General features: G+C 72.4%; 26 protein-coding genes and 1 pseudogene. 16 read left to right on the top strand and 11 right to left on the bottom strand.

Features of this window, described 5'->3' with window-relative positions; translation table 11 throughout:
- Positions 1-9 precede the first annotated feature (9 nt).
- Together ACL02T_RS00985 and ACL02T_RS00980 are read right to left on the bottom strand one after the other, a co-directional pair.
- On the bottom strand, positions 10-783 hold the full coding sequence (locus ACL02T_RS00985; protein ID WP_412828689.1) for an enoyl-CoA hydratase/isomerase family protein: 774 nt from the start codon (positions 781-783) through the stop codon (positions 10-12).
- Complete coding sequence (locus ACL02T_RS00980; RefSeq protein ID WP_412828688.1) at positions 780-1,112, bottom strand: putative quinol monooxygenase; 333 nt, start codon at positions 1,110-1,112, stop codon at positions 780-782. Before ACL02T_RS00980 ends, ACL02T_RS00985 begins: the two co-directional genes overlap by 4 nt.
- Positions 1,113-1,547: 435 nt before the next feature.
- Between ACL02T_RS00980 and ACL02T_RS00975 the strand changes: the two genes are divergently transcribed.
- Complete coding sequence (locus ACL02T_RS00975; RefSeq protein ID WP_412828687.1) at positions 1,548-1,745, top strand: hypothetical protein; 198 nt, start codon at positions 1,548-1,550, stop codon at positions 1,743-1,745.
- Between the two features lie 9 nt (positions 1,746-1,754).
- Entirely contained in the window at positions 1,755-2,918 is a 1,164-nt protein-coding gene (locus ACL02T_RS00970) for an acyl-CoA dehydrogenase family protein (RefSeq protein WP_412828686.1), read from the top strand.
- A gap of 40 nt (positions 2,919-2,958) precedes the next feature.
- Here the strand turns inward: ACL02T_RS00970 and ACL02T_RS00965 are convergent, their stop codons facing one another.
- Genes ACL02T_RS00965 through ACL02T_RS00955 form a run of 3 tightly spaced genes read right to left on the bottom strand, consistent with a single transcriptional unit; the run spans position 2,959 to position 6,028 of the window.
- Positions 2,959-3,714 carry an SDR family NAD(P)-dependent oxidoreductase gene (locus tag ACL02T_RS00965; protein ID WP_412828685.1) on the bottom strand — a complete coding sequence of 252 codons (756 nt, stop codon included), beginning with the start codon at positions 3,712-3,714 and terminating at the stop codon, positions 2,959-2,961.
- Complete coding sequence (locus ACL02T_RS00960; RefSeq protein WP_412828684.1) at positions 3,711-4,826, bottom strand: acyl-CoA dehydrogenase family protein; 1,116 nt, start codon at positions 4,824-4,826, stop codon at positions 3,711-3,713. The genes ACL02T_RS00965 and ACL02T_RS00960 overlap by 4 nt, the downstream gene beginning before the upstream one ends.
- Positions 4,823-6,028: an acyl-CoA dehydrogenase family protein gene (locus tag ACL02T_RS00955; RefSeq protein ID WP_412828683.1), complete on the bottom strand. Its 1,206-nt coding sequence runs from the start codon at positions 6,026-6,028 to the stop codon at positions 4,823-4,825. The genes ACL02T_RS00960 and ACL02T_RS00955 overlap by 4 nt, the downstream gene beginning before the upstream one ends.
- Before the next feature lie 296 nt (positions 6,029-6,324).
- Here ACL02T_RS00955 and ACL02T_RS00950 point away from each other — a divergent pair.
- A pseudogene (locus ACL02T_RS00950) lies at positions 6,325-6,465 on the top strand (SDR family mycofactocin-dependent oxidoreductase); the annotation flags it as partial.
- A 181-nt stretch (positions 6,466-6,646) separates the two neighbouring features.
- Positions 6,647-7,411 (top strand): SDR family NAD(P)-dependent oxidoreductase, encoded by a 765-nt coding sequence (locus tag ACL02T_RS00945; RefSeq protein WP_412828682.1) that lies wholly within the window; start codon positions 6,647-6,649, stop codon positions 7,409-7,411.
- A 151-nt stretch (positions 7,412-7,562) separates the two neighbouring features.
- On the opposite strand, the gene ACL02T_RS00940 is transcribed toward ACL02T_RS00945, so the two are convergent.
- Positions 7,563-7,940 carry a nuclear transport factor 2 family protein gene (locus tag ACL02T_RS00940; RefSeq protein WP_412828681.1) on the bottom strand — a complete coding sequence of 126 codons (378 nt, stop codon included), beginning with the start codon at positions 7,938-7,940 and terminating at the stop codon, positions 7,563-7,565.
- A 273-nt stretch (positions 7,941-8,213) separates the two neighbouring features.
- Between ACL02T_RS00940 and ACL02T_RS00935 the strand changes: the two genes are divergently transcribed.
- The gene (locus ACL02T_RS00935; protein WP_412828680.1) at positions 8,214-9,254 is read left to right on the top strand and encodes a patatin-like phospholipase family protein; all 1,041 of its coding nucleotides are present in this window, start codon (positions 8,214-8,216) and stop codon (positions 9,252-9,254) included.
- A 68-nt stretch (positions 9,255-9,322) separates the two neighbouring features.
- Here ACL02T_RS00935 and ACL02T_RS00930 read toward each other — a convergent pair whose 3' ends face one another.
- Positions 9,323-10,246, bottom strand: a complete 924-nt coding sequence (locus ACL02T_RS00930; RefSeq protein WP_412828679.1) for a hypothetical protein — start codon at positions 10,244-10,246, stop codon at positions 9,323-9,325.
- Positions 10,247-10,419: 173 nt separating this feature from the next.
- Here ACL02T_RS00930 and ACL02T_RS00925 point away from each other — a divergent pair, with 173 nt between their 5' ends.
- Complete coding sequence (locus tag ACL02T_RS00925; RefSeq protein ID WP_412828678.1) at positions 10,420-11,184, top strand: neutral zinc metallopeptidase; 765 nt, start codon at positions 10,420-10,422, stop codon at positions 11,182-11,184.
- 9 nt (positions 11,185-11,193) lie between these two features.
- Here the strand turns inward: ACL02T_RS00925 and ACL02T_RS00920 are convergent, their stop codons facing one another.
- Positions 11,194-11,829: an arsenate reductase/protein-tyrosine-phosphatase family protein gene (locus tag ACL02T_RS00920; protein ID WP_412828677.1), complete on the bottom strand. Its 636-nt coding sequence runs from the start codon at positions 11,827-11,829 to the stop codon at positions 11,194-11,196.
- A gap of 169 nt (positions 11,830-11,998) precedes the next feature.
- On the opposite strand from ACL02T_RS00920, the gene ACL02T_RS00915 reads away from it, so the two are divergent.
- The gene (locus ACL02T_RS00915) at positions 11,999-12,556 is read left to right on the top strand and encodes a class I SAM-dependent methyltransferase (protein WP_412828676.1); all 558 of its coding nucleotides are present in this window, start codon (positions 11,999-12,001) and stop codon (positions 12,554-12,556) included.
- Between the two features lie 12 nt (positions 12,557-12,568).
- Here ACL02T_RS00915 and ACL02T_RS00910 read toward each other — a convergent pair whose 3' ends face one another.
- Positions 12,569-13,867 carry a polysaccharide biosynthesis protein gene (locus tag ACL02T_RS00910; RefSeq protein WP_412828675.1) on the bottom strand — a complete coding sequence of 433 codons (1,299 nt, stop codon included), beginning with the start codon at positions 13,865-13,867 and terminating at the stop codon, positions 12,569-12,571.
- A 472-nt stretch (positions 13,868-14,339) separates the two neighbouring features.
- On the opposite strand from ACL02T_RS00910, the gene ACL02T_RS00905 reads away from it, so the two are divergent.
- The 5 genes from ACL02T_RS00905 to ACL02T_RS00885 all read left to right on the top strand — a co-directional run bounded on the left by ACL02T_RS00905 (position 14,340) and on the right by ACL02T_RS00885 (position 21,021).
- Positions 14,340-15,386, top strand: coding sequence for a UDP-glucuronic acid decarboxylase family protein (locus tag ACL02T_RS00905; protein ID WP_412828674.1), 1,047 nt, complete (start codon positions 14,340-14,342; stop codon positions 15,384-15,386).
- A gap of 33 nt (positions 15,387-15,419) precedes the next feature.
- Positions 15,420-17,417 carry a glycosyltransferase family 2 protein gene (locus ACL02T_RS00900; RefSeq protein WP_412828673.1) on the top strand — a complete coding sequence of 666 codons (1,998 nt, stop codon included), beginning with the start codon at positions 15,420-15,422 and terminating at the stop codon, positions 17,415-17,417.
- Positions 17,418-17,438: 21 nt separating this feature from the next.
- Positions 17,439-18,461 (top strand): UDP-glucose 4-epimerase GalE, encoded by a 1,023-nt coding sequence (gene galE, locus ACL02T_RS00895; RefSeq protein WP_412828672.1) that lies wholly within the window; start codon positions 17,439-17,441, stop codon positions 18,459-18,461.
- Positions 18,462-18,477: 16 nt separating this feature from the next.
- Positions 18,478-19,794, top strand: a complete 1,317-nt coding sequence (locus tag ACL02T_RS00890) for a UDP-glucose dehydrogenase family protein (protein ID WP_412828671.1) — start codon at positions 18,478-18,480, stop codon at positions 19,792-19,794.
- A gap of 90 nt (positions 19,795-19,884) precedes the next feature.
- On the top strand, positions 19,885-21,021 hold the full coding sequence (locus ACL02T_RS00885) for a glycoside hydrolase family 53 protein (protein WP_412828670.1): 1,137 nt from the start codon (positions 19,885-19,887) through the stop codon (positions 21,019-21,021).
- Positions 21,022-21,195: 174 nt separating this feature from the next.
- On the opposite strand, the gene ACL02T_RS00880 is transcribed toward ACL02T_RS00885, so the two are convergent.
- Complete coding sequence (locus tag ACL02T_RS00880; RefSeq protein ID WP_412828669.1) at positions 21,196-21,693, bottom strand: HNH endonuclease; 498 nt, start codon at positions 21,691-21,693, stop codon at positions 21,196-21,198.
- Between the two features lie 385 nt (positions 21,694-22,078).
- Here ACL02T_RS00880 and ACL02T_RS00875 point away from each other — a divergent pair, with 385 nt between their 5' ends.
- Both ACL02T_RS00875 and ACL02T_RS00870 read left to right on the top strand, forming a co-directional pair.
- Positions 22,079-22,408 carry a DMT family transporter gene (locus tag ACL02T_RS00875; protein WP_412828668.1) on the top strand — a complete coding sequence of 110 codons (330 nt, stop codon included), beginning with the start codon at positions 22,079-22,081 and terminating at the stop codon, positions 22,406-22,408.
- Positions 22,398-22,916 carry a TetR/AcrR family transcriptional regulator gene (locus ACL02T_RS00870; protein ID WP_412828667.1) on the top strand — a complete coding sequence of 173 codons (519 nt, stop codon included), beginning with the start codon at positions 22,398-22,400 and terminating at the stop codon, positions 22,914-22,916. Before ACL02T_RS00875 ends, ACL02T_RS00870 begins: the two co-directional genes overlap by 11 nt.
- A 212-nt stretch (positions 22,917-23,128) precedes the next feature.
- On the opposite strand, the gene ACL02T_RS00865 is transcribed toward ACL02T_RS00870, so the two are convergent.
- Entirely contained in the window at positions 23,129-23,416 is a 288-nt protein-coding gene (locus ACL02T_RS00865; RefSeq protein ID WP_412828666.1) for a hypothetical protein, read from the bottom strand.
- A 139-nt stretch (positions 23,417-23,555) separates the two neighbouring features.
- On the opposite strand from ACL02T_RS00865, the gene ACL02T_RS00860 reads away from it, so the two are divergent.
- Both ACL02T_RS00860 and ACL02T_RS00855 read left to right on the top strand, forming a co-directional pair.
- Positions 23,556-24,365, top strand: coding sequence for an ABC transporter permease (locus tag ACL02T_RS00860; protein WP_412828665.1), 810 nt, complete (start codon positions 23,556-23,558; stop codon positions 24,363-24,365).
- A gap of 257 nt (positions 24,366-24,622) precedes the next feature.
- Positions 24,623-24,862, top strand: a complete 240-nt coding sequence (locus ACL02T_RS00855) for a hypothetical protein (RefSeq protein ID WP_412828664.1) — start codon at positions 24,623-24,625, stop codon at positions 24,860-24,862.
- Positions 24,863-24,879: the final 17 nt, after the last annotated feature.

Genomic DNA, 24,879 nt, shown 5'->3' with positions numbered 1-24,879 from the left:
GCGTCTTCCTCAGGTTCCCTGGAATTTCGGTTCGCGCTTCTCGACGAACGCTCGCGGTCCCTCTCGCGCGTCGTCGGAGGCGACCACCGTGCGATTGATCGCGTACTCGAGGGCGAAGCGCGACTCGTTCTGCAGTGCACGGACGGCGATCTCCTTGGCCGCACGGACGGCGAGCGGCCCGTTGCGGGCCATCCCGGCGGCCAGCTCGAGAGCGCGGTCGAGCACCTGCTCGGGCTCGACCACCTCGTTGACCAGTCCCACCTCGTACGCGCGCGCGGCAGGCACGTGGTCTCCGGTGAGCAGCAACTGCATGGCGAACGCCCACGGCACCTGCTGGGGCAGTCGCACGTGGGTGCCGCCGCCGGGGACCAACCCCCATCGGACCTCCGGCAGCCCGAAGACCGCCTTCGCCGACGCGACACGCAGGTCGGTGCCCAGCAACAGCTCCAGCCCGCCCGCCACACAGATCCCGTTGACCGCAGCGAGCACCGGCTTGTCGACGTCGGAGAGGAAGCGCTTGGTCGGGTCCGGGGTGAGGATCTCGAGCTCACCCGCGGTCAGCCTCGGGATGAGCTCGCCCAGGTCGCCACCGGCGCAGAAAGCCTTGGTCCCGGCACCCGTCACGACGAGCACGCGCACCGCGTCGTCCGCCTGGGCTGCGGCGCTCGCCTCGGCGAACCGGCGGACCATGTGCACGGTGAGCGCGTTGTGCGCCTCGGGCCGGTCGAGGGTCAGCAGCGCCACCCCGTCCGTGACGGAGTAGCCGACGTCGCCGCTGCTCACAGGCTTCCCAGCCCCGCCTGGCCCGCGGGCAGCGGGTCGAGGACGCTGACGCCCAGCGGTTCGGCGAGCAGTCCGTCCAGCCTCTTGGTCAGCTCCGCGAACGCGGCACCCGAGCCGTGCTGAGCGAGCAGCTCGGCGGACGCCCACTTCTCGACGACGACGAAGCCCGCGGTGCCGCGGACGACACGGTGCAGGGCGTAGAGCTCACACCCCTCGTCCTGCTCGTGCGTGGCGGCGACGGCGACCCGCAGGGCGCGCTCCACCTCGTCCTCCCTGCCCGCGACGGGGACGAGGGTCGCGACGACCACCACGGGACTGGTCTCTCCCACCGAAGATCTCCTCACTCGAACGTCGAGGCCGGCCGATCCCGCCGTGCTCCGCTGTCGACGGTAGGTACCGCGGAGGGAGTGAAGGTGTCGCAATCCGCTCCAGCGATCTGCGCACGCATCGCATGTCGAGAACGTCCCGTTCTGCGACACGCGTCCGCACGTGCGGGGACCTACCGTCCCGACACCCGACCCGGTGAGGGCTCGACCGAGGACGAACACACGGTCGACGCCGACCGGGAGAGGCAACACGATGACCGAAGCGGTTCCCGCACGGATCTCGCCGGAACGTGCCCTTCGGCGGGTGGTGGCCGCGGCGATGTCCGCGAGCACACTCGAGGTGGTACGACTTCTCCATCTACGGCACCGCCGCTGCGCTCGTCTTCAACACCGTGTTCTTTCCGTCCGTGTCGCGAGCTGTGGGTCCGCGGTGACGCGGTGACCCCCGGCTACCGGAAGCTCGACGACGTCAACGACAAGAAGTTCACCGAGGACGGCTGGTTCCGCACGAGCGACCTCGTCCGCTCCGACGAGGACGGGTTCCTCTACTGGACGTGCCGCTCGTCGAGGGGCAGCGCGGCGAGGGCCTCGAGTTGTCGCGTTCCGGGACAACCCGAGGCGGTCATGCCGATCTAGCGTTCGGGAATGCTGCTCGACCTGGACGACGACAGGCGTGCCTTCCGAGCGACGGTGCGGTCGTGGGTGGACAAGAACTTTCCGCCCGATCGCGCACTCGAGCTGGAGAAGCGCGAGTACCAGTACCCCTACGAGCTGTGGGAGGGCCTGGCCGAGGCCGGCTACCACGCCGTGGGGATCGACGAGGAGTACGGCGGGCAGGGCGGGAACGCGGTCGACACCGCCGTGCTCGCCCGCGAGCTCGCGCGCAGCCTGGGCGGGCTGTCCTGGGTCTGGGGGATGTCGTCGTTCGCCGGGGGGAAGTCGCTGTCGCACGGCGGGACCGACGAGCAGAAGCGCGAGTACCTCCCCCGCCTCGCCGCGGGTGAGATCCGTGTCTCGATCGCGGTCACCGAGCCCGGAGGCGGCACCGATCTGCTGGGGGCGATGACCACCCGCGCGGAGAAGGTCGAGGGCGGCTGGCGGGTGTCCGGGCAGAAGATGTGGTCCACGGGGGCCAAGGAGGCCACGTACCTGCTGCTGTTGGCTCGCAGTGGCCCGGCAGAGCCGGGGCGCCGTCCGCCGACGACCCTGCTGCTGGTGCCGACGGCCTCGCCCGGCATCGAGATGCGCTACATCCCGAAGCTGGGCATGCGCGCGATGGGTTCCTGCGAGGTGTTCCTCGACGACGTGTTCGTTCCGGACTCCCAGCTGCTCGGTGAGCCGCACCAGGGGTTCCGGGTGCTGCTCGCCTCGCTGAACAACGAGCGGATCATGTCCGGCGCGCTCGCCCTGGGCATGATCGACGGAATTCTCGAGGAGTCCGTCGAGTACGCCCGCACGCGCACCACCTTCGGCAAGGTCATCGGCGGCCACCAGATCATCCAGCACTACATCGCCGACACCGCGCTGGGCCGCAAGCAGGCCGAGCTCATGGTCTTCGACGCCGCGTGGCGCGAGGCCGCGGGGGTGCCCTGCCACCAGGAGGCGAACATGGTCAAGGTCGTCACGTCGGAGCTGGCGGTCGCCGCGGCCGACCGGGGCATCCAGATCCTCGGGGGCATGGGCATCTCGAGCGAGACCCACGCTCAGCGCTTCTGGCGCGACCTGCGGCAGTTCCGCATCGCACCGATCAGCAACGAGCTCGCCCGCCAGAACCTGGCCGAGTCCTTCGGACTCCCCCGCTCGTACTGAGCCGTGTCCGAGGGGCCCCGCGGGCCCCTCGGACACGACCTCAGAAGACCGTGTAACCGCCGTCGACGACGATCTCGTTCCCGGTGTGGAAGGTCAGCTTGGGGTCGGCGAGGAAGGCGGCGACCTCGTGGAACTCCTCGGGATCGGCCCACCGGCGGGCCGGTGTCCGCGATGTCGTCGCCTTCATGAAGCGCTCGTCGGCCTGCAGGTCGGTGTTCATGCCCGTGCGTGTCCAGCCGGGGATCAGGATGTTGCACCGGACCTGGTGTCGGGCGAGCTCGACGGCCAGCGTGCGGCCCAGGCCGAGCAGGCCCGTCTTGCTCGTCGCGTAGGACGCCATGCCGACACCGCCATAGCGGCTGATCGTCGACGACAGCACGACGATCGAGCCTCCGGTGCCCTGCTGCACGAACCGGCGCGCAGCCTCGCGCGTGCAGAGGAAGCTGCCGTCGAGGTTCGTCCGCAGCACGCGGTGCCAGCTCTCCAGCGACATCTCGGTGATCGGCGCGGCCTCCGCGATGCCCGCGTTCGCCACGAAGCACCCCAGTGGCCCGAGCTCGTCCACCGTCTCCGTCATGGCCGCGGCCACGGCGCCCTCGTCGGCGACGTCGCAGCGCACCGCGATGGCCTTGACGCCGTACCCTGCGATCTCTGCCACCGCGTCGGCGCTGCGTTCGGCGTTGCGGGCCCATACGGCGACATTCGCCCCCGCCTTGGCCATGCCGACGGCCATCGCCCGCCCGATCCCGTTGTTGCCCCCGGTGACGACGGCGGTCAGCCCGTTCAGATCGGTCATCGTGACACTCCCGGCAGGTCCAGCAGGGCGCCGAGCTCAGCACGGTGCCACTCGGCGGTGCCCAGGGCGATCGCGCTGCTCTTGGCCCGCTTCAGGTAGAGATGGGTCTGGTGCTCCCAGGTGAAGCCGATACCCCCGTGCAGCTGCAGGCACTCCTCGGCGGCCTGCTGTACGACGACGGAGCAGTGAGCCTTGGCCAGCGCAGCCGCGACGGCGAGGTCCGGCGAGCCGGTGGCGGCACACTCGGCGGCGTAGCGCGCCACGGCCCGGGCCTGGGTGAGCAGCACCCACAGGTCGGCCAGGCGGTGCTTGAGGGCCTGGTAGGAACCGAGGATCCGACCGAACTGGCGGCGGACACCGAGGTAGTCGACGGTGGAGTCCAGACAGCGTTCGGCAACGCCGAGCTGCTCGGACGCCAGCAGCACGACACCGATCCGCAGCGCGTTCCCCACCGCGACGGCCACCTCGGGCCCCGACGCGATCCGCCGCGCGGACGCCCCCGTCAAAGTCACGTCCACGAGAGGTCGGGTCATGTCCAGCGAGACCACCCGGGTCCGGGTGAGGCCCTCGGACTCCGCACCCACGGCGTAGAGAGCGTCCGCGACCGGCACGAGCAGGATGTCGGCGGCCTCGGCATCCGCGATGCCGCGCACTTCTCCGTGCAGGGTCTCGCCCCGCAGCTCCACCGTGGACCGCGTGTCCCTCGGCGCGGTGCCGAACGGCACCGCGAGCGCCCCGACCAGGTCCCCTGCGGCGAGCTCGGCCAGCAGTTCGCGTTCTGCGAGCTCGCCCAGCAGCGCCGTCGCGATCGCCGTGCCGAGGAACGGGACAGGTGCGACCGCCCGGCCGAGCTCCTCGGCGACCACGGCCGCCTCTCGCCACGAGGCGCCCGCCCCGCCCACCTCCTCCGGCACGGCCAGGCCCGCCACACCGACGTCGCGGGCGAGAGTGGTCCACAGATCCCGGTCGGTCGTGTCCCCGCTCTCGGTTCGTGCGAGTACCGCGTCCCACGGGCTCTGCTTCTCCAGCAGCGACCGGACGCTCGCCCTCAGGTCGTCCTCGACCTCCGTGTAGAGGAGGTCCCCGGTGGTCGGGGTCGTGACTGGGCTCATCGGGGCAGGTCCTTCCAGGGAGTGTCCTTGTCGGCGCGCGCCTCCGCCGGCAGCCCGAGCACCCGCTCGGCGATGATGTTGCGCATGATCTCCGAGGTGCCGCCCTCGATCGAGTTGCCCTTGGCGCGCAGATAGCGCCAGCCCGCCGGGCTCTCCGAGTGCCGCACGATGACCGGGCGGCGGGCGGAGTAGTCGGTGTAGCGCAGCGCCTCGTCCCCGAGCAGGTCGAGCTCCAGGGCCGAGATCTGCTGGTTGAGGCGGGCGTGGGTGAGCTTGGCGCCGGATCCCTCCGGGCCGGGCATGCCCGCCGCCTGCTGCTGGCCGAGCCGCTCTGCGGTGAGCCGTGCGGCCTCGGCCTCCACCCAGAAGCGGAGCACCTGGTCGTGCAGGCCCGCCGTGCGGAGCCCCGGCCGCTCCCGCCAGACCTTCGTGAGTTCGCCGATGGCTCCACTCTCCCGCGGGATGGTGCCCGCGCCGATCGCCACCCGCTCGTTCATCAGGGTGTTCTGCGTGACCGCCCACCCCTGGCCGATCTCGCCCAGCCGCTGCGCGTCGGGAACCCGCACGTCGTCGAGATAGACCTCGTTGAACTCGCTCTCCCCCGTGATCTGCCGCAGCGGACGCACGTCGACGCCGGGGGTGTGCATGTCGACGACGAAGAACGTCAGACCGCGGTGCTTGGGCTGCGCCGGGTCGGTGCGGGTCACCAGGATCGCCCAGGTCGCGTCGTGGGCGAGCGAGGTCCACACCTTCTGCCCGTTGACCACCCAGTCCTCGCCGTCACGCTTCGCGGTGGTGGCCACGTTCGCGAGGTCCGAGCCCGCGCCGGGCTCGCTGAACAACTGACACCAGATCTCCTCGCCGGTCCACAACGGCCGCAGCCAGCGGCGCTGCTGCTCCGGCGTGCCGAAGCGGACGAGCGTCGGCGCGGCCATGCCCAACCCGATGATGTTGGCGTGCGGCGCGTTGTCCGGCGCACCGGCATCGGCGAAGGCGCGGTCCACACCGGGCTGCAACCCGGGATCCGCCGCGAGTCCGCCCAGCCCCTCGGGGTAGTGCACCCATGCCAGGCCGGCGTCGAAGCGCGCCCGCAGGAACTCGGTCCGCTCGGTCGCCGCCGGGTCGTGCTCGGCCAGGAACGCGGCGATCCGGGCGTCGAGGCCCTCCGCGTCGGTCGCCGCGGAGCTCGCGGTGCTACTCACTCGGGCCCTCTCCCTCGGGTGGGTGGGCAGGTCCGGCCTGCCTCCTGACGGGTGTCGCTGCGACCACCCGGCCCGACCACCTCGTGGCGGTGCGGGCACGGTGCATCGCGCTTCGGTCGGGACCGTAGGTGCGACGGCCCTCCGGGGGATGTCGCAATGCGCGACAGGGCCGCGACCGGTCGGCGTGGACCGCCGCGGTGTGACGCAGATTGCGACAACTCCTTGCATGAGCGTCGTCCTAGCCGGTCCCGATCAGCCAGTGCTGGTCACACGACGCTCGACGACGAGGAGATCCGGTGGGACGTCTCGACAACAAGGTCGCTCTGATCACGGGCGCCGCTCGCGGCCAGGGCCGCTCGCACGCGGTCCGGATGGCCGAGGAGGGCGCCGGCATCATCGCGGTCGACATCTGCGCCCCCCTCGTCACCGCTCCGTACGAGCGGCGGCGCCAACGCGTTCTTCGACGCGAGTCGCGCGGCCGCGGAGAAGGACTACGAGGGCTTCGTCCTGCGGTAGTCGCCCGCCGACTCGCGCGACCTTCACGGGTGGACCCACGCCCGCCGGCCCGGCCGTCGGGGCGGCGGGCACCGAACACGGACGAACAGAGGAGCTCATCGGATGACCGATCGTTTCCCCGACCGCAGCGCGCTGGTGACCGGGGCATCCGGTGACATCGGCTCGGCCGTGGCGCGGGGCCTGGTCGCCGAGGGCGCACGGGTCACGCTCGTCGACCGGGACGCCGCCGCGGTCACCGCCTTGGCCGCCGAGCTGGGCGCGGCGGCGCGGGGCGTGGAGGCGGACGTGACCGTCGAGGCGGACGTCGAACGTGCGTTCGCCGCAGCCGTCGAGTTCGGCCGTGGGTTGCACCTGGTGTTCAACAACGCGGGCATCGAGGGCCCGGTCGGCCCGCTGCACGAGCTGGACCTCGACCGGCTCGCCGCCGTGCTGCAGGTCAACGTGGTCGGCGCCGCGGCCGTGCTCAAGCACACCCTCCCCCACCTGGGTCCCGGCGGGGTCGTGGTGCAGACCGCGTCCACCGCGGGCCTGTCCGGCGCACCACTGATGGGCCCGTACGTTGCCTCCAAGCATGCTCTCCTGGGACTGACCACGGTCGCATCCAGGGAGGTCGCACCGCGCGCCGTGCGGGTCACCGCCGTCTGCCCCGGCCCGGTGGCCGGACACATGATGAGCCGGATCGACGGCGGCCGCAGCGACCTCGGCGCCCCGAGCGGCGCGGGCCGCCTGCCCACCGGCACGATCCTCGACGGGGGGCGCTACGCGACTGTCGAGGAGGTCGCCGGCTCGGTGTCGTTCCTGCTCGGTCCGGATGCCGGGTTCGTCACCGGCTCGGCTCTGGTCGCCGACGGCGGACGGCTGTCCTGACCCGTCCCGCTCCTGCACGAGAGCGGGGCTCCATGTCCACGGGTCCCCGGCGACCAGCCGGGCGATCGCGTTCGTCGTCGCGCCGGCCAGCACCCGCGCTCCCGCCTCACCTGCCAGGGAACGTTCGCCGGTTGGCGTCGGCCCGGTCGCGCTAGGTGGCCGGATCGACGATCTTCCAGTACGAGTCCTTGCGCACCACGTGGTCGTCACGGAACTCCCAGTGGTCGCAGCCCCGGACGCGCAGCGGCTCCCCGGTCCTGCTGGTGCCGGTGAGAAGCCACTCGGAGACCCCGAGGTCGCCGCCGACCCAGTGCCGGTCCTCGCTGTAATGGACGTCGGGCAGTCCCGCGAAACGGGCGGCGAGGCCCTCCCTCACCGCCGCCTTGCCGCGGAAGCGCGTACCCCAGGGCTCGGGACCTCGCGGCATGTCCAACGAGCAGTCCTCGGTGAAGAAGCCCATGATCGCGTCCAGATCGTGCGCGTTGAACGCGGCAAGGAGCCCCTTCAAGGTCTCGACCCGGTCCTTCATCGCCGGCCCTCCCCGCAGCCATGCCCCCGCCCGTCCGATGAGAATAGGCGCATCCGGCGCCCCGGTAGGACGCAGAACCCCGGGACCTCTGCGGTGACCGGCACGCTCCCGGAGTCGGCGACCGGGCGACGGACGTCGCCGCGGCGGCAGCGGACGGGCCTACGCAGACATGCGTAGTGACCGGGGCGGCGCCGGGACCCATGGTTGTGTCGTCGGAGTGCCGGGCATGGGTCCCGGAGGGCGGGCCAGGCTCGCAGGACTTCGGAGGCGCGCATGAGCGAGGAACTGACGTGCAGTACGCCCGAACCCCCCGCTCCCGCCGATCTCGTCCTCCAGGGAGGCGGGGTGAAGGGGATCGCCCTGGCCGGCGCCGTGGACGTGCTGTTGCGTCGGTACCGGGTCCGCCGGGTGGCCGGCACCTCCGCCGGCGCCGTCCTCGCGGCACTCCTCGCGGCCGGGTACACCGGCGAGGAGGTGCTGGAGGCGATGGAGTCGCTCCCCTACGCGGAGGTGCCCGACGCCGAGCCCCCGATCCCGGTGCTCGGGCCGGCCATCGGTCTGCTGACCGCGAACGGCCTCTACCGGGGCGACGTCCTCGAGCGCTGGGTGGCGGACCGGCTGGCCGAGAAGGGGGTCCACACCTTCGGCGACCTGCCCCTGGAGCCGGACCCGAAGGCCGATCCGGAGCTGTCCGCCGACGACCGCGCCTACCGGCTGGTGGTCACCGCCACGGACGTCACGCGCGGGCTGGGGCTGCGGCTGCCGTGGGACTACCGCGAGCACTTCGGGCTGGAGCCGACCGAGCAGTCCGTCGCGAAGGCCGTGCGGATGTCGCTGTCGATCCCGCTGTTCTTCGTGCCCTGCACGCTGACGAACACGCACACCGGGGAGACCTCCCGGATCGTCGACGGCGGGGTACTGACCAACTTCCCGCTCGAGCTGTTCGACCGGCAGGACGGCGTGCGCCCGCGCTGGCCCACCTTCGGCGTCGGGGTGCTCCCCGACCTGCCCGGGCCGGACGGCACCCTCATGCCCGGCATGCCGACCCGGCTGCCCGGACCGCTCGGGCTGGTCCAGGACACCCTCACCACCGCCGTCGTCGGCCACGACCAGGCCTACCTCGGGCAACCGCGCAATGCCGCCCGGCTCATCCGGGCGGACACCGCCGGGGTCGGTACCGTGCAGTTCCGGATCGGCCGGGAGCAGCGCGACGAGCTGGTCAGGAACGGCGCCGACGCCGCGACCGACTTCCTCCGGTCGTGGGACTGGCGGGAGTACCTGGACAGGTTCTTCCCGATCCCGGGAACGGGCTGAGCCTCGCCCTACTCGTCGTCGCCCTACTCGTCGTCGCCCTACTCGTCGTCGCCCTACTCGTCGTCGCCCTACTCGTCGTCGCCCTGCTCGTCGGCCGGGCTCGATCCACTCGGCGGTACGGAGTCCGTGGTCGTGGGCCCTGAACTCGGTGACCTCGGCGGCCGCGCCGTCGTCGTGGTCGTCGTGGTCCTCGTGGTCTGTTCGGGTCGCGACGAGGTCGTCCGCGGCTGCGGGCGCGTGGTCGGCGGGGCCGTCTGCGGTCTCGGCGGGGTCGTCGTCGGGGTCGTCCGCACGTTCGGCGGGGTGGTCGTGGGGGGTGGGGCGACGGTCGTGGGCCGGCGGCGCGAGGTCGTCGTCGGGGAGGGACTGGCCGTGGTGGCGCGCGCCGAGCTCGGCGTCCCGGACGACGAGGTCGGCGGGGGGACGGGCGGTGGGGCCGGGGGTGCGGCCTCGTTCTCCGGGGTCAGCGGGTTGTCCGCCACCCCGGCCGCCGAGCGGGTGAAGGCCGGGCTCGCCCCGCCCGGGCAGCTCACGTTGGCCGGCTGGACGCGGTTGAGCGTGACGGTCAGGGCGGTGTAGACGGCGCAGCGCGGTGCCCGCCGGTCCGGGCCGAGGCCGTTCCAGCCGTAGGTGCTCGCCTGCTGGAAATGCGCCCGGGCGGCGGACTCGTCGCCGCGGCACATCTGGATCGCGGCGGCGAACAGCAGCACCTCCCGCGGGCTGGTGAGCTGGTCCCAGCGCGTCACCAGGGCGGCCTGGCCGACGTCGCAGCCGGTCCGGACGGCCCGGTAGACCTCGGCGTCCGGGCCGTCGCCGCTGATGTCGGCCACCAGCACCCAGTCGTAGCTCGGCGCGAAGGTCGGCACCGGCCGGGCCCCGCCCGCAGAGCTGCAGGCGGTCAGGACGACGACCGTTCCCGCCGCGAGCGCGGCCAGCAGGCGGGACAGGTCCCGGCGGGCGGACCGAGCCGTGCGGCGCGCGTCGCCGGTCATCGGGCGAGGGTCCCAGCCGTGGTCGCAGACGTCATCGGCCTGATGGCCGAGGCGAGGGACAGATAGGTGGGAGCGGCCGGGGTCCGTGTGTCGCAATTCCCGCCGACGCGGAAACGAATCCGCAGGGGTGAGCGACAGCCCACCGGCGGAGAACACACGGCGCGAGCGGGCCGGTGGACGGGGGGTTCTGGGCGATGGGCATGCGGATCATGGGGCGGGCCGCGGGGGCGCTCGCGGCGAGCGCGGTGCTGGCGCTGGGAATCGGGGGCACGGGTCTCGGGGCGACGGCGGCGGCGCAGCCGGTCCAGGCACCGGCCTGCCCCACGCTCGAGGGCTGCTACGGGTACCAGGACATGAGGGCCTTCTACACCGAGGTGATCAAGCTCGTCGACGGCTTCTCGGCGGCCAGCTACACGGGCATGTCGCGCCCGGCGTACCGGTACGTCCCGAGCGGGACGCAGCAGCCGACGGCCTGCACCGACCCCACCGGCGCCCCGGCGTCGGCCGACGGGAACACCTTCAACTACTGCCCGGTGGACCGGACCGTGTACATCGGCCAGGACTCCCTCTACGACCTGTACTCGCTGTCCGGCGACGCCGCGGCGGCGTTCGGGGTGGCCCACGAGTGGGGCCACCACGTGCAGAACGTCGTCGGGGTCTCCGCGACGCTCGTCACGCAGCTCGGTGTCATCCAGTCCGAGAACCAGGCCGACTGCATCGGCGGCGCCTTCCTGGGCCACCTCGACGCACAGGGGGTCCTCGAGCCGGACGACTACGCCGACATCGGCTCCGTGCTGCCCCGGATCGCCTCGGGCGAGGACGACCTCGGACGCGACCACGGCACCGTCGGGGAGCGCGCGGCGGCCGTCGACCTGGGGTTGCGGCAGGGGCTCGGGGCGTGCAACGCGTACTTCCCGGGCACTCCCGTGCTCGCCTGAGCGTGCTGCTCAGCGCGGCGGGACGATCTTCTCGACGATTCGGTAGACCGCGTCCGTGATCAGCACGACCGCCTCGTGGTGGGCCTGCTGCGGCTTGCCGATCGGGTCGACGATCGAGATCTCGTCGCGGTCGAGCGGCACGAGACCCCGCTTCATCCGCGCCTGTTCGACCAGCTCGTGGGCGCGTTTGACCGGGTCGCCCTCGGGCAGCATGCGCTCGTCGACGGCGTCGGCCAGGGCGGCGAACTCGCGCAGCGCGAAGGTGGTCTTCAGGCCCGCGGGCTCGCGCTCCACGATCGCGCTGCGGTGGCGCAGGCTCGCGCCGAGGACGAGGTCGGAGTTCCGCACCAGGGAGCTCCGCAGCTGACGGGCGCGGAAGGCGCCGGCCTGGGCGGTGCCGTCGAGCCCCCAGGGGGCGAGCTCGTCACGGGTGTCGGGGTGCATCATCTCCCCCACCACCGCGTTCACCCCGGCGCTGGAGATGTCGAACCGCGCCGCCTCGCGTCCGCCCAGCTTCCCGATCAGCAGGTGGCGAGCCATGATCTCCGCGGCAGGGGAGCGGCAGAGATTGCCGGTGCAGACGAAGAGCAGCCGGAACGAGTCGGCCCGCGGGGGGTCGACCTCCGGTCTCGCGTGTCTGCCCACGTGGTTCAGTGTGACTGTTGAGTTCCGGGTCTGCCCAATCCTGCGACCGCACGGCGGGACAGAGGGGAGGATCGGGTGACGCGGAGAGGGGTGGCAGGTGGTCACGGACGCGCAGAGGGCCCGATGGGCGCGGTGCTGGAACGAGAACGTCGACCGGACCGACCGCTCCATGCGGCGGCTGGACAGGCTGCTCTTCGGGGACAGCCGCGCCTGGGTCTGCGGGCAGGCGGCGGGCGCGGTCCTCGAGGTCGCGGTCGGGACCGGGCTGAACCTCCCCCACTACCCGCCGGACGTGCGGCTCACCGGCCTCGACCTGAGCCCGGCGATGGTCCGGGCGGCACGGGAACGCGCGGCGCGGATGAACCGGGAGGCGGAGCTGAGGGTGGGCGACGCGGAGGATCTCGACCTACCCGACGCCTCCGTCGACACCGTCGTCTGCACCTTCGCACTCTGCGGTATCCCCGACCACCGGCGCTCCATCGACGAGATGGTGCGGGTGCTGCGGCCCGGCGGGCGGCTCCTGCTGGCCGACCACGTCGCGTCGTCGGTCCCGCCGCTGCGTCTCGTACAGCGGATGACGGAGTGGGTGTCGGTCCCGGTCGGCGGGGAGCACTTCCGCCGACGTCCTGTGGACCACGTCCTCGCGGCCGGGCTGGAGGTGGAACGGCGGGAGCGATTCGCCCTCGGGATCGTGGAACGGCTCGTCGCCCGCAAACCGGGGGGCTGAGCTGAACCGTCGTCATCCTCCCGCCGCCAGCCCGCCCGGTCGCACCGCCTCGGCGATGACGTCGTCGACCAGGGCATGGTCGGGGTCGGCGACCTCGCCCGGATGGGCGGAAGCAACGAAACTGCCGAACCGCTGGAGGTCGTCGGGGGGCGCCGAGTGCAGGCAGGCCCGCAGGGCGGACCACCCGGCCTCGCCGAGGACCCTGCGCAGTCGGTCGTCCGGCGCACCGTCGGCGCACGCCGACGCGAGTTCCGCGATCCTCACCTTCACCGCCTCGGACTGCCGGCCCCGCACGCTGATCCGGTTCGCCTGCTCGGCCAGGATCGGCTCGCAGGAGTACGACTCGAGAGCGTTGATCAGCGGGCCCGCGTCGCCCGCGGTGGCCGGGTCGTAAGACGCGCGGTGGACGCCGGCCTCGTACCCCGCCTCGTACCCGCAGAAGTAGATCGGGGCACTGCTGCCCGCCTCGGCACGGACGCCGAGGGCGAGGTCGAGCAGCGAGAAGGGCCACTCCAGGTTCCGCAGGGTGAGCTGGCCGGACCGCTCGGCTGCCGCCACCATGAGCTGGGCGGACTCGAGCGCGGACTGGCCGTGGAAGGCGATGTCGGGTGAGTGCAGGCGAATCGTGCCACCCTCGCACCACTGCCGGAGCTTGCCCAGGATCAAGCTGTTGTCGACGACGTGGGTGAAGCGCACCGCCGAGGTCACCGGAAGGTTCACCTCGGACAGCAGGGACTCGCCGAGCTTCTTGGTGGCGGCGTAGACGTCACGGGTGAAGTACCGCACCGCCTTACCGGTCGAGGCGAACACCAGCCGACGGGCGCGCACCTCCTCGGCCGCCCGGAAGACGTTCCGGCTCCCGAACACGTTCGTCTCGACGGTCCGGCGCACCTCCCTCTCCGCCGCCCCCGGATCTCGGACCGCGGCCAGGTGGAAGACCGCATCGGGGCGGAACCGCCGGAACGCCTCGCCGATCTCCTCCGCGGACCGGACGTCGACCCGCGCGTACTCGACGCCGGGCACGGGGCGTCGGGAACGGGTCAGGCCCCGGCTGAGACTGACGATCCGGCGATGGGGCGCCGCGGCGAGCTGGGTCAGGAGCGCGGTGCCGATGCACCCCGTTCCCCCGGTGACGAGGATCGTCTCCCCGGCGAGGTCGGAGGATGCCGGACCGCGGACGCGCCGACGGGTGACCGCCCGGAACCGGTCGTGCTCCGCGTGCCCGTGAGACGTCCGCGCGAGCTGGTCGGTCAGGTCGCGCAGAGCGGCGAACCGCGGTCCGTCCAGAGCGGACAGACGCGGTGATGCCACGTCCTGCATGCGACTGACGAGTTCGGCACGCGTGCCCGTGCACGGGGACATGCGGGATTCCTCCGGTGGGTGACGAGGGAGCGACTGATGGTGCATCGCTGGTTCCTGGCCGGGACCGTGCATCAGTGAATGGCCCCAGGGGCGGCGGCGTCGGCCGATCGACCGACCCGCGGTCACGCTCCCATTCGCACGATCCCGGTAGATCGTTACCGGTGCGCACGGTCGATTTACATGTCTGTCGACCGAGGCGGCAACCTCATTCCGACGACCGGACGCCGTGGACACACAGAGTCAACACGGCTGTAACAATTCAGGCTCTCGAGCAGCAGTTTCGCCGACGAATCATGACGCCGATCACAGCCGCTAACGCCTGAGCGTGTCCGGCCGAGCCTTGGCCCGTGCGACCGAAGCCGTCCGCACCGCTCCTCGAATCAGCACGCGACACATCCGCTCCTCTGCCCTGGAGAAAATCATGCGAATTGTGGTGACTGGCGGCGCCGGGTTCCTCGGATCGCACCTCTGTGACGCCCTGATCGCGCGCGGCGACACGGTGGTGTGCGTCGACGATCTGTCGACCGGCCGGGCCGGAAACGTGCAGCATCTGGCCCCGGAACCGCGGTTCTCGTTGGTCGTCGCGGACGTCTCGGCGGAGCTGGACGTCCCCGGCCCGATCGACGCCGTCGCGCACCTGGCGAGCCCGGCGTCGCCGCCCGACTACCACCGGCGTCCACTGGAGACGATGGCCGTCGGCAGCCGCGGAACGGAGAAGGCGCTCCGCCTCGCCGGGGCGAACGACGCCCGGTTCGTGCTCGCCTCGACCAGCGAGATCTACGGCGACCCGCTGGTGCACCCGCAGCCCGAGTCGTACTGGGGCAACGCCAACCCCATCGGTCCGCGCAGCATCTACGACGAGGCCAAGCGCTTCGCCGAGGCCCTGACCTCGGCCCACCGGCGGACGCTGGGCGTCGACACCGGGATCGTGCGCATCTTCAACACCTACGGTCCGCGCATGCGGCCGCACGACGGTCGAGTGGTGACCAGCTTCATCGCCCAGGCACTCAACGGGGACCCGCTGACCATCTACGGCGACGGCAGCCAGACCCGCAGCTTCTGCTACGTCGACGACCTGGTGGCAGGTCTCGTCGCGATGATCGACTCAGCCGATGCGGGACCGGTCAACCTCGGTAACCCGGTGGAGCGCACCGTCGCCGAGCTGGCCGAGCTCGTCCTGGCGATCACGGGGTCGGACTCGCCGATCGAGCACCATCCGTTGCCGATCGACGACCCCGCCCGTCGCAAGCCGGTGATCACCCGGGCGCAGGAGGCGCTGGGCTGGAACCCCGAGGTCCCGGCCGAGGTCGGGCTGCGGCTCACGGTCGACTACTTCCGCCGGCACCTCGACGAGGTCGTGGCGGCTCGACCGGCCCTCGCCGGTGGGCAGATGGACGGCGCCGCCGCCGTCGAGGTTCCCGCACAGACCACCTCGGCCGCCGAGGCGACCCCAGCGGCGGTCGCCTGATCCCGCCCCGCCGGCGGGCGACGGCCGACTGCCATGACCCACGCGATCCCCGAAGCCGGCGGCGGCCGCCCCGACGGCTCGATCTCCCCGACCCGAGAGGGCCATCCGATGCACGGAGCCGCGCGCCGACCGACGGCCGCACAGGCTCGAGACGACCTGTCCGCCGCGGTCACGACCCGACTCCGGGTCGTGCCGCCCGCACCCCCGACCACCGCACCGGCACCGCCGGCCGACCCGTACGCCGCGGTGACCGAGCTGTCGCAGGGCCAGATCTCCCGCATCACCCGGGACGGCCCCTTCTTCGACCGCCACCGCAACCGGCGCCGCCGGATGACCCGCCGGGCGTTCGTCCCGGTTCTGTCGACCCGGGACCGGGTGGTCGTCGCGCTCCTGTCGGCGGGGTGGGTGGCCTGTCTGACCTGGTTCTGGGTGTGGTGGTTCCAGCCCGGGCACCGGGTGACCTGGGTCGGTCTGGCCATCAACAGCTGCCTGCTGGTGTACCTGTCCTGCCTGCCGATCTACTTCATGGTGGGGGTCAACCGGCTCAGGCGAATCTCGCCCCACGTCGGGGTGCCGGCGCTGCGGGTCGCCTTCGTGGTGACACGCGCCCCGTCCGAGCCGTTCGAGGTCGCCACGGCGACCTTGGAGGCCATGCTGGCGCAGCACTACCCGCATCCGTACGACGTCTGGCTCTGCGACGAGGCGCCCACGGACGAGATCTGGCGCTGGTGCGCCGCGCACGGCGTGCACATCTCGACCCGACAGGGGGTCACCTCGTACCACCGCGACTCGTGGCCGCGCCGGACGAAGGTCAAGGAGGGCAATCTCGCCTACTTCTACGACCACTACGGGTACGAGCACTACGACGTCGTGTCCCAGCTCGACTGCGACCACAAGCCGGAACCCGGCTACCTCGCGGAGATGGTGCGCCCCTTCGCCGACGACGCCGTCGGCTACGTGTCCGCCCCCAGCGTCTGTGACACCAATGTGGACCGCTCGTGGTCCGCGATGGGGCGGTTGCACCGCGAGGCGACCTTCCACGGACCGGCCCAGCTCGGGCACAGCGCGGGCCTCGCGCCGGTGTGCATCGGCTCGCACTACGCGGTGCGTACGCAGGCTCTGCGGCAGATCGGCGGCCTCGGCCCGGAACTGGCCGAGGACTTCTCCACGACGTTCCTGCTCAACTCGGCGGGGTGGCACGGCGCGTTCGCCATCGACGCCCACGCGCACGGCGACGGGCCGCTGACCTTCTCCGCGATGCTGGTCCAGGAGTTCCAGTGGTCCCGGAGCCTGACCGTCGTGATGCTGGGCCTGGTCCCCCGCCACCTGCCCCGGCTGCCGTGGCGGCTGCGGATCCGGTTCGTCTACGCGCTCATCTTCTACTCCCTCCTGGCGCTCACGACCGTCGGCGGGCTGACGTTGGCGCCGATCGCCGCCGTCCTCGGGATGCCGTGGATCAACGTCGACTACGGGGCCTTCCTGCTGCACTGGTGGTCGATCTCGATCTGGGTCCTCGTGCTGGCGATGCTGCTCAAGCGACGAGGTCTCCTCCGGCCCGCCGACGCCCCGCTGGTCAGCTGGCAGAACTACCTGTACTGCCTGACCCGGTGGCCGTACATCGCCCGCGGCGTCGCCGTCGGGATCCTGTACAAGATCCGGCCCCGGCCGACGACCTTCAAGGTCACGCCGAAGGGGGCCGGTGGGCTCGAACCGCTGCCGCTGCGGCTCATCCTGCCCTACGTCCTCGTCACGCTCGTCATGTCGGGCGCCTCGCTCTACGCCGAGAGCTTCACCCGGGCCGCGGGCTACGTCTTCCTCTGTCTGCTCGCCGGGGTGACCTATGCCGGCGTCGGCATCGCCGTCCCGCTGCTGCACGCGCGGGAGGCGGCCCGCATCGCCGGCCGGCGGTTCGTCTCCGCCGTTCGCGAGACGGTGGCGGTGCCGCTGATCGTGGCCTGCCTCGCCGTCGTCCCCGTCGCCGTCGCCGTCGCCCGGTACCCCGCCTACTTCGTGTCCGCCTTCGGCTGGTAGCCGGGACCGGAAGGAACCACCATGCCCGAGACCGTCCTGGTGACCGGCGGCGCCGGCTTCATCGGCAGCCACACCTGCGTCGAACTGCTCGACCACGGCCACGAGGTCGTCGTCGTCGACGACTTCTCCAACAGCTCTCCGGGCGCCGTCGACGCCGTCATGAAGCTCGCCGGCCGGCCGCTCACCCTGCACGAGGCGGACCTGCGGGACCGCGCCGCGCTCGACGCCGTCTTCGCCGCCCACGACATCGACGCCGTCGTCCACTTCGCGGCGAAGAAGGCGGTCGGCGAGTCCGGGCGCATCCCGCTGGAGTACTTCGACATCAACATCGGCGGCACCACCGCGCTGCTGCGGGCGATGAACGACCACGGCGTGCACCGGCTCGTGTTCTCGTCGTCGTGCTCGATCTACGGCGACACCAGCACGGTCCCGCTCGACGAGGACGACCCGGCCGGACCGACCAACCCCTACGCGCGCACCAAGTACATCTGCGAGCAGCTGCTCGGCGACGCGTGCGTGCGCTACCCCGAGATGTCCGTGATCGCGCTCCGGTACTTCAACCCGATCGGCGCGCACCCGAGCGGCATGCTCGGGGAGGACCCCACCGGCGTCCCGAACAACGTCCTGCCCTACATGGCGCAGGTCGCGGTCGGACGGCTCGCCGAGCTGCCCGTCTTCGGCGACGACTACCCGACCCCGGACGGGACCTGCATCCGGGACTACATCCACGTCGTCGACGTCGCCGACGGGCACCGGGTCGCGCTCGACCACCTCGACGACGAGGCGGGTCTGCGCGTGTTCAACCTCGGCACCGGGCGGGGCGCCTCCGTCCTGGAGCTGATCGCCGAGTTCGGCCGCGCCGTCGGGCGGCCGATCCCGCACCGCGTCGAGGGCCGCCGCACCGGCGACGTCCCGATGCTCATCGCCGATCCCGGCCGCGTCGAGCGGGCGTGGGGTTGGCGGACCACCCGCGACCTCACCGCGATGTGCGAGGACGCGTGGCGCTTCCAGCGACTCCACCCCGCGGGCTATCCCGCCGTCTGACCCCCAGGGACACATCATGCGCATCACCGTCATCGGCACCGGCTACCTCGGCGCCGTCCACGCCGCCTGCATGGCCGACTCCGGCCACGAGGTCCTCGGCGTGGACGTCGATCCCCGCAAGCTCGTCGCGCTCTCCGACGGCAGGCCGCCCTTCTTCGAGCCCGGCCTGCCCGAACTGCTCCGGCGGACCGTCGACTCCGGGTCGCTGCGCTTCACCGACTCGCTGCAGGAGGCGGGCGAGTTCGGCGAGGTCCACTTCGTCTGCGTCGGCACCCCGCAGCAGCCGGGCTCCTACGCGGCCGACCTGAAGTACGTCGACGCCGTCGTCGACGGGCTGGCCCCGCACCTGCGCGACGGCAGCCTCGTCGTCGGCAAGTCGACCGTCCCGGTCGGCACGGCCGCGCGGCTGGCGCAGCGCCTCACCGAGCTGAGCCCCGACGTCGACGCCGAACTGGCCTGGAATCCGGAGTTCCTGCGGGAGGGCTTCGCGGTGGAGGAGACGATGCGCCCGGACCGCCTCGTGGTCGGCGTGACCTCCGACCGGGCCGACGCGATGCTGCGCGAGGTCTACGCCCCGATGCTGGCCGCGGGCTGCCCCTACATCAGGACCGACCTCGCCACGGCCGAGCTGGTGAAGGTTGCGGCGAACTCGTTCCTCGCCACGAAGATCTCCTTCGTCAACGCCATGGCCGAGGTCTGCGACGCCGCGGGCGGCGACGTCGTCACCCTGGCCGACGCGATCGGGCACGACACCCGCATCGGCCGCCGGTTCCTCTCGGCCGGTGTCGGGTTCGGCGGCGGCTGCCTGCCGAAAGACATCCGTGCCTTCATGGCGCGCGCCGGTGAGCTGGGTGTGGGCGAGGCGCTGTCGTTCCTGAAGGCCGTCGACGAGGTCAACATGCGGCGGCGCCAACGCACCGTCGACCTGGCCCGGGAGCTCGTGGGCGGGTCCTTCCTCGGCAGGAACGTCGCCATCCTCGGTGCCGCCTTCAAGCCCGACAGCGACGACGTGCGGGACTCGCCCGCGCTCAACATCGCGGCGGCGATCCAGCTCCAGGGCGGGCAGGTCCGCGTGCACGATCCCGAGGCGATCGACAACGCCCGGACGCAGTTCCCGACGCTCGACTACGCGCTGGACGTCGAGAAGGCCTGCGAGCGCGCCGACCTCGTGCTCCACCTCACCGAGTGGCGGCAGTACCGGGAGCTCGACCCGGCTCGCCTGCGGAAGGTCGTGCGCGAGCCGCGGCTCATCGACGGTCGCAACACCCTCGACATCGCGGCGTGGCGCTCGGCGGGCTGGACGGTGCGTGCACTCGGCCGTTCGCAGCACTGAGCGCAGTAGGGTGACCCATCCGGCGGCCCGCCCCGGGCCGTCGGCCGGGTGCCGTACCAGCCGACAGCCCGACCGATCCGGAGGATCTCCGTGCCCACCCGACGGCAACTGCTGTCCGTCGCCGGACTGCTGGTCGGTGCCGCCGTGACCGGCTGCAGCGTGCCCGCGGTACCGGGGGTCTCCGGCCCGGTGCCCCGCGAGCGGGTCCGGGGCGCCGACCTCTCCTTCACTCTGCAGACGGAGGCGATCGGGGCCCGCTACCGGGACGGCGGCGCACCGGCGCCGCTCGAACGGCTCCTGGCCGCCCGCGGGGCGAACCTCGTCCGGCTCCGCGCCTGGGTGAACCCTCCGGCGGGCTACAGCACCCTCGAGTCTGCGCTCACGCTCGGCCGACGCGCCCACGACGCGGGCTGCGACATCCTCCTCGACCTGCACTACTCGGACTTCTGGGCCGACCAGTACAGCCAGTCCGTTCCCGCGGTCTGGGCCCACCAGGACCTCGGGCGCCTGGCCGGGACGGTGCGTGACTACACGCGCGACGCGGTCGCCGCCTTCGCGCGGCAGGGCACCCCCCTGTCGATGATCCAGACCGGGAACGAGATCACGACCGGGATGCTGTGGCCGGTCGGCAAGGTCTACGAGCGGGGACACGAGCAGTGGGACGGGTTCGTCCGGCTGCTGACCGCCGGTCTCGCCGGGGCGCTCGACGGAGCCACCGCGCCGCTGGAGACGATGGTCCACATCGACCGCGGCGGGGACAACGGCGGAGCCCGGTACTTCTACGACGCGATCACCGCCCGCGGCGTGGAGTTCGACCTCATCGGCCTGTCCTACTACCCGTTCTGGCACGGCTCGCTGGACACGCTCGCCGCGAACCTCGGTGACCTCGCTGTGCGGTACGGGAAGGACGTCCTCGTCGTCGAGACCTCCTACCCGTGGACCCTCCGGCAGGCCGACGGGACGGAGTACTACGCCGCACGACTCGAGGAGCTGCCCGACGCCGCGCGCTTCCCGGCGACCCCGGAGGGCCAGGCCGCGTACTTCGAGGGTCTGCGGACCGTCGTGGACGGGGTGCCGGACGGGCACGGCCGCGGCTTCGTGGCCTGGGAGCCGGGGTGGCTCCCCGGCGTGGGCTGGGACCACGGCGAGGGCAACCCCTACGCCAACCTCACGATGTTCGACTGGACCGGGACTGCCCTGCCGTCGCTGGCCGCCTTCCGGGCCTGAGGTGCGTCATCGATTCTGGGGATATCGAGCGGCGGGGGTTAACGCGGGGCGACCGCGTGACGACCATCGGTGCGTGACAGACACTCCGCCACCGGCGGAGTCGTCCTGATCGGCCCACCGCCCCGATCAGGACGCGGACGGCCCGCCTCCTTCCGGGGGCGGGCCGTTTGAGTATCAGGCGGCCTGCGCCAACCACGGCTCCCAGGCCGGGTGCGGCTCGACCGCCAGCACCAGCACCCCGCCCGCCGCACGGCTCGGTGGCTTCGGGGTGATCCGCAGGGTCCAGCCGAGCTCGTCGATGAGGCGGTCGGCCTTCTTCGAGTTGCAGGCCCGGCAGGCGGCGACGCAGTTCTCCCAGGTGTGCGCCCCGCCCCGGCTGCGGGGGATCACGTGGTCGATCGTGTCGGCCTTCTTGCCGCAGTAGGCGCAGCGGCGAAGGTCGCGACGGAGCACACCGGCCCTGGTCATGGGCACCGCGCGGCGGTAGGGCACCCGCACGTAGCGGGAGAGCCGCATGACGGACGGGGCGGGGACGGTGAGGCTCTCCGAATGGAAGGCCGCCCCTTCCAGGGCGGCCTGCACGCACTCGGCCTTGCCGGAGAGCATGAGGACGATGGCACGTTTGGCCGTGACGACGGCGAGCGGCTCGAAGCTCGCATTGAGCAGTAGCACCCGTGAACCCGGCGGGAGCGCCGTTACCCCGGCACTCCCTGCCCCCGTCTCCCCGTCCCCGGTCTCGGGGACGGCGACGAGGGGTTGGGGTTGTCGATCCGGCACGCGACCACCTCCGCTCGGATGGGGTAAGTCGACCATACGAGAGCCGGGTTACGCACGTGTGATGTCGAGGCGGACGCGCGATGGCCCCTGCTGCCGAAGTCGCGGATCCGCAGAACGGGTACGCCGTGTTACGGGACGTCGGCGTCCGGCGATGAGCCCGACGAACCCCCCTGAGAGAGGAACGCCCGTGTCCAGCCCCCGCCGTCCGCTCGCCCTGCCCGCGATCCTGCTCATGATGTTCCGCCAACTTCTGGATCGATCGCTCCAGTAGTCTGGCGGCATGTGGTTCTGGCTCGTCGGTGCGATCCTCGCCGAGGTGACCGGCACGGTCGCGCTCCGCTTCTCCGAGGGGTTCTCCCGGCTCTGGCCGTCGGTCGTCGTGCTGATCGGATACGGGGTCGCCTTCTACTCCCTGTCGCGGGCCCTCGCCGGGGGGGTGCCGATCGGCGTCGCCTACGGGGTGTGGGCGGCGGTGGGGGTCGCGCTGATCGCGCTGATCGGGGCGTTGTTCCTGGGCGAGTCGCTGAGCTGGGTGCAGGTCGGCGGGATCGTCCTGGTGATCGCCGGTGTGCTGGCGCTGGAGCTGGGCCGCACCTCCCATGCCGCGTGAGATCGCCGACGGCCGGCTGCGCAAAGGAGCCTTCCGCCGCCGCGCGCTCCTCGACGCGACGCTGCGACTGGTCGGGCGATCCGGCGTCGCGGCCGTGACGCAGCGGGCGGTCGCGACGGAGGCGGAGCTGCCCCCGAGCGCGGTGCTCTACTACTTCGCGAGCATCGACGAGCTGCTGGTCACGGCCCTGCGGGAGGTCAACGACCGGTGCATCGAGGACGTGGGCGCCGTCGCGACGCTCGACGACCTGGCCGGGCTCCTCGCCGGCTACTCCGCCCAGGACCGCCTGCGCACGGTCGCCGAGTACGACCTCTACCTCCTCGCCGCCCGCCGCCCCGACCTCCGCGACGAGCTGGAGCGGTGGGACCGGGCGCTCGAGGAGCTGGCCCGACGCCTGCGTCCCGACCGCGCCGAGCTCCTCGCCGCCGCGGTCAACGGCCGCTACCTCCGCGCCGCCACGAGCGGGCTGGACCACGCGACAGCCGTCCGCACACTTGCGGGTCTGTGACCGCGCGGTCCGTTCGCGATCCGGCGCGGGTGGGGCACGTGCGGCCACGCTGCGGAGGGGGAACCGCAGCGTGGCCGCACCGGCGACGGGCGCGAAACGAGGGGGGACACCCGCCGCCGTCCGAAGCGTTGCCGAGTTGTTCGCCGATCGTCGCGCGCGTGTTATCACCACGCCAGGGACACCCGCCCTCGGCCCGTCCGCTCCGTTCGCGCTCAGCCGACCGGGCTGCGCGCCCCGGCGGCCGACACCGGCCCACGCCCGGCCGCCTCGCCGTCGCCCGCCCCCGAGCCCCGCTGCAGGACCCGGCCGAGGGTGTGTGGCTCGAACAGACGGGCGGCGAGCGTGTCGGCGAGGCCGACCGGGCCGACGTCGTCGCCGTGGTCGGACACGCAGATGCGCAGGTCACGGGTGGCGAGCGGGAGCGAGCGGGCCGCGACGTGCTGCCGGATCCCGGCGGGCAGGCGCTCGCCACCGGCGGCGGCGAGCGGGCCGCCGACCACGATCTGCGACCGTCGCGCAGTACCCGTACGCGATCGGCCAGATGGGCCTGCAGGCCTGCCGGAAGGCGATGTCCGGCGCGCAGCTGCCGGCCGACGTCAAGGCCCCCGTCGCCCTGGTGACGGCGGACGGCGGACGGCGATGCTGACCGCCTCGACGATCCTCGTCGTGCTGACGCTCGGCCAGACCTTCGTCATCGCGACCGGCGGCATCGACCTGTCGGTGGCCTCGACGACGACGTTCGCGGCCGTGGCGTTCGGGATGGCGTTCGCCGCGGGCGCCGCGGTGGTGGCGTGCATCGCCGTCGCCCTGGTCGCCGGGGCGCTGGTGGGCGTGGTCAACGGCGTGCTGGTCGGCAAGGGCAAGATCGCCGACTTCATCGTCACGCTCGGCACGCTGTCCGCGGCGTCGGGCGCGGCGCTGGTGCTGTCCGACGGCAAGCCGGTCACCATCGTGAACCGCTTCCTGCTGCGGCTGTCCAGCACCGGGCTCGGCGTCCTGGGCTGGTCGTTCCTGATCGCGGTCGTGCTCGCGGTCGTGGCGCACGTCGTGCTGTTCCGCACCCGGTTCGGCACGCACGTGCTCGCGGCGGGCGGGTCCGCCGAGGCGGCCACCGCGACCGGCATCTCGGTGCCCCGCATCAAGATCGCGGTCTACACGATCGCCGGGGTGCCGGCCGGGGTCGCCGCGGTGCTGCTGGTGGCGCGCGTCGGGGCGGCCGAACCGGCGTCGAACACGTCGTTCCTGCTCAGCTCGGTGGCGGCGGTCGTGCTCGCCGGCGTGGCGCTGACCGGCGGCCGGGCCACGATCCTCGGCCCGGTCCTCGGGGCGCTGCTGCTCACCGCCCTCACCAACGGCCTGACCCTGCTCGGGGTCTCGCCCTTCTACCAGCCCGTCGCGGTCGGCACGGTCGTCGTGCTCGCCGCCCTGCTCGCGAGGTTCCGGCGCTGATGTCCACGCTTCCCGAGATCCTGCTCGACGTCCGCGCCGTGCGCCTGTCGTTCGGCAGTCAACCGCGAGCTCACCCGCGGGGTCGGTCCGGTCGCGCTGCTCGACCGCAAGGCGATGCGGCGGCAGGCGCGGGAAATGGTGTCCACCCTCGCCGTCAACGTCCCCGCGGTCGGCTCCCGGGTGCGCGACTGTCCGGCGGGCAGCGCCAGGCCCTCGCGATCTGCCGGGCCGCCGGTTTCTCCAGCAAGCTCGTGATCGTGGACGAGCCGCCCGCGGTGCTGGGCGTCCAGGAGACCGCCCGGGTCGAGGAGCTGATCGCGAAGCTGCGGGCCGACGGGCACGCGGTGCTCGTCATCAGCCACGATTTCGCCCAGGTCATGCGGCTGTCCGACCAGGTGTGGGTGATGCGCGGCGGCCGCTGCGTCGCCGGTCGCCGCACCGCCGAGACCACGGGCGAGGAGATCGTCGCCCTCATCACCGGAGCCAAGGAGTCATGAGCACTTCCCCCTCGCCA

It is taken from the genome of Pseudonocardia oceanicola (genome assembly GCF_047200735.1).
In the GTDB taxonomy this organism is placed as follows: domain Bacteria; phylum Actinomycetota; class Actinomycetes; order Mycobacteriales; family Pseudonocardiaceae; genus Pseudonocardia.
Note: the sequence above shows the minus strand (reverse complement) of the source record. Positions and strands in the feature narration are given on the sequence as shown.

Coding starts and splice junctions, on each gene's coding strand:
- ACL02T_RS00970 (WP_412828686.1), top strand. CDS start 1,755: ATGCTGCTCGACCTGGACGACGACAGGCGTGCCTTCCGAGCGACGGTG.
- ACL02T_RS00965 (WP_412828685.1), bottom strand. CDS start 3,714: ATGACCGATCTGAACGGGCTGACCGCCGTCGTCACCGGGGGCAACAAC.
- ACL02T_RS00960 (WP_412828684.1), bottom strand. CDS start 4,826: ATGAGCCCAGTCACGACCCCGACCACCGGGGACCTCCTCTACACGGAG.
- ACL02T_RS00945 (WP_412828682.1), top strand. CDS start 6,647: ATGACCGATCGTTTCCCCGACCGCAGCGCGCTGGTGACCGGGGCATCC.
- ACL02T_RS00940 (WP_412828681.1), bottom strand. CDS start 7,940: ATGAAGGACCGGGTCGAGACCTTGAAGGGGCTCCTTGCCGCGTTCAAC.
- ACL02T_RS00935 (WP_412828680.1), top strand. CDS start 8,214: ATGAGCGAGGAACTGACGTGCAGTACGCCCGAACCCCCCGCTCCCGCC.
- ACL02T_RS00930 (WP_412828679.1), bottom strand. CDS start 10,246: ATGACCGGCGACGCGCGCCGCACGGCTCGGTCCGCCCGCCGGGACCTG.
- ACL02T_RS00915 (WP_412828676.1), top strand. CDS start 11,999: ATGCGGCGGCTGGACAGGCTGCTCTTCGGGGACAGCCGCGCCTGGGTC.
- ACL02T_RS00905 (WP_412828674.1), top strand. CDS start 14,340: ATGCGAATTGTGGTGACTGGCGGCGCCGGGTTCCTCGGATCGCACCTC.
- ACL02T_RS00900 (WP_412828673.1), top strand. CDS start 15,420: ATGACCCACGCGATCCCCGAAGCCGGCGGCGGCCGCCCCGACGGCTCG.
- galE (WP_412828672.1), top strand. CDS start 17,439: ATGCCCGAGACCGTCCTGGTGACCGGCGGCGCCGGCTTCATCGGCAGC.
- ACL02T_RS00890 (WP_412828671.1), top strand. CDS start 18,478: ATGCGCATCACCGTCATCGGCACCGGCTACCTCGGCGCCGTCCACGCC.
- ACL02T_RS00875 (WP_412828668.1), top strand. CDS start 22,079: ATGTGGTTCTGGCTCGTCGGTGCGATCCTCGCCGAGGTGACCGGCACG.
- ACL02T_RS00870 (WP_412828667.1), top strand. CDS start 22,398: ATGCCGCGTGAGATCGCCGACGGCCGGCTGCGCAAAGGAGCCTTCCGC.
- ACL02T_RS00860 (WP_412828665.1), top strand. CDS start 23,556: ATGCTGACCGCCTCGACGATCCTCGTCGTGCTGACGCTCGGCCAGACC.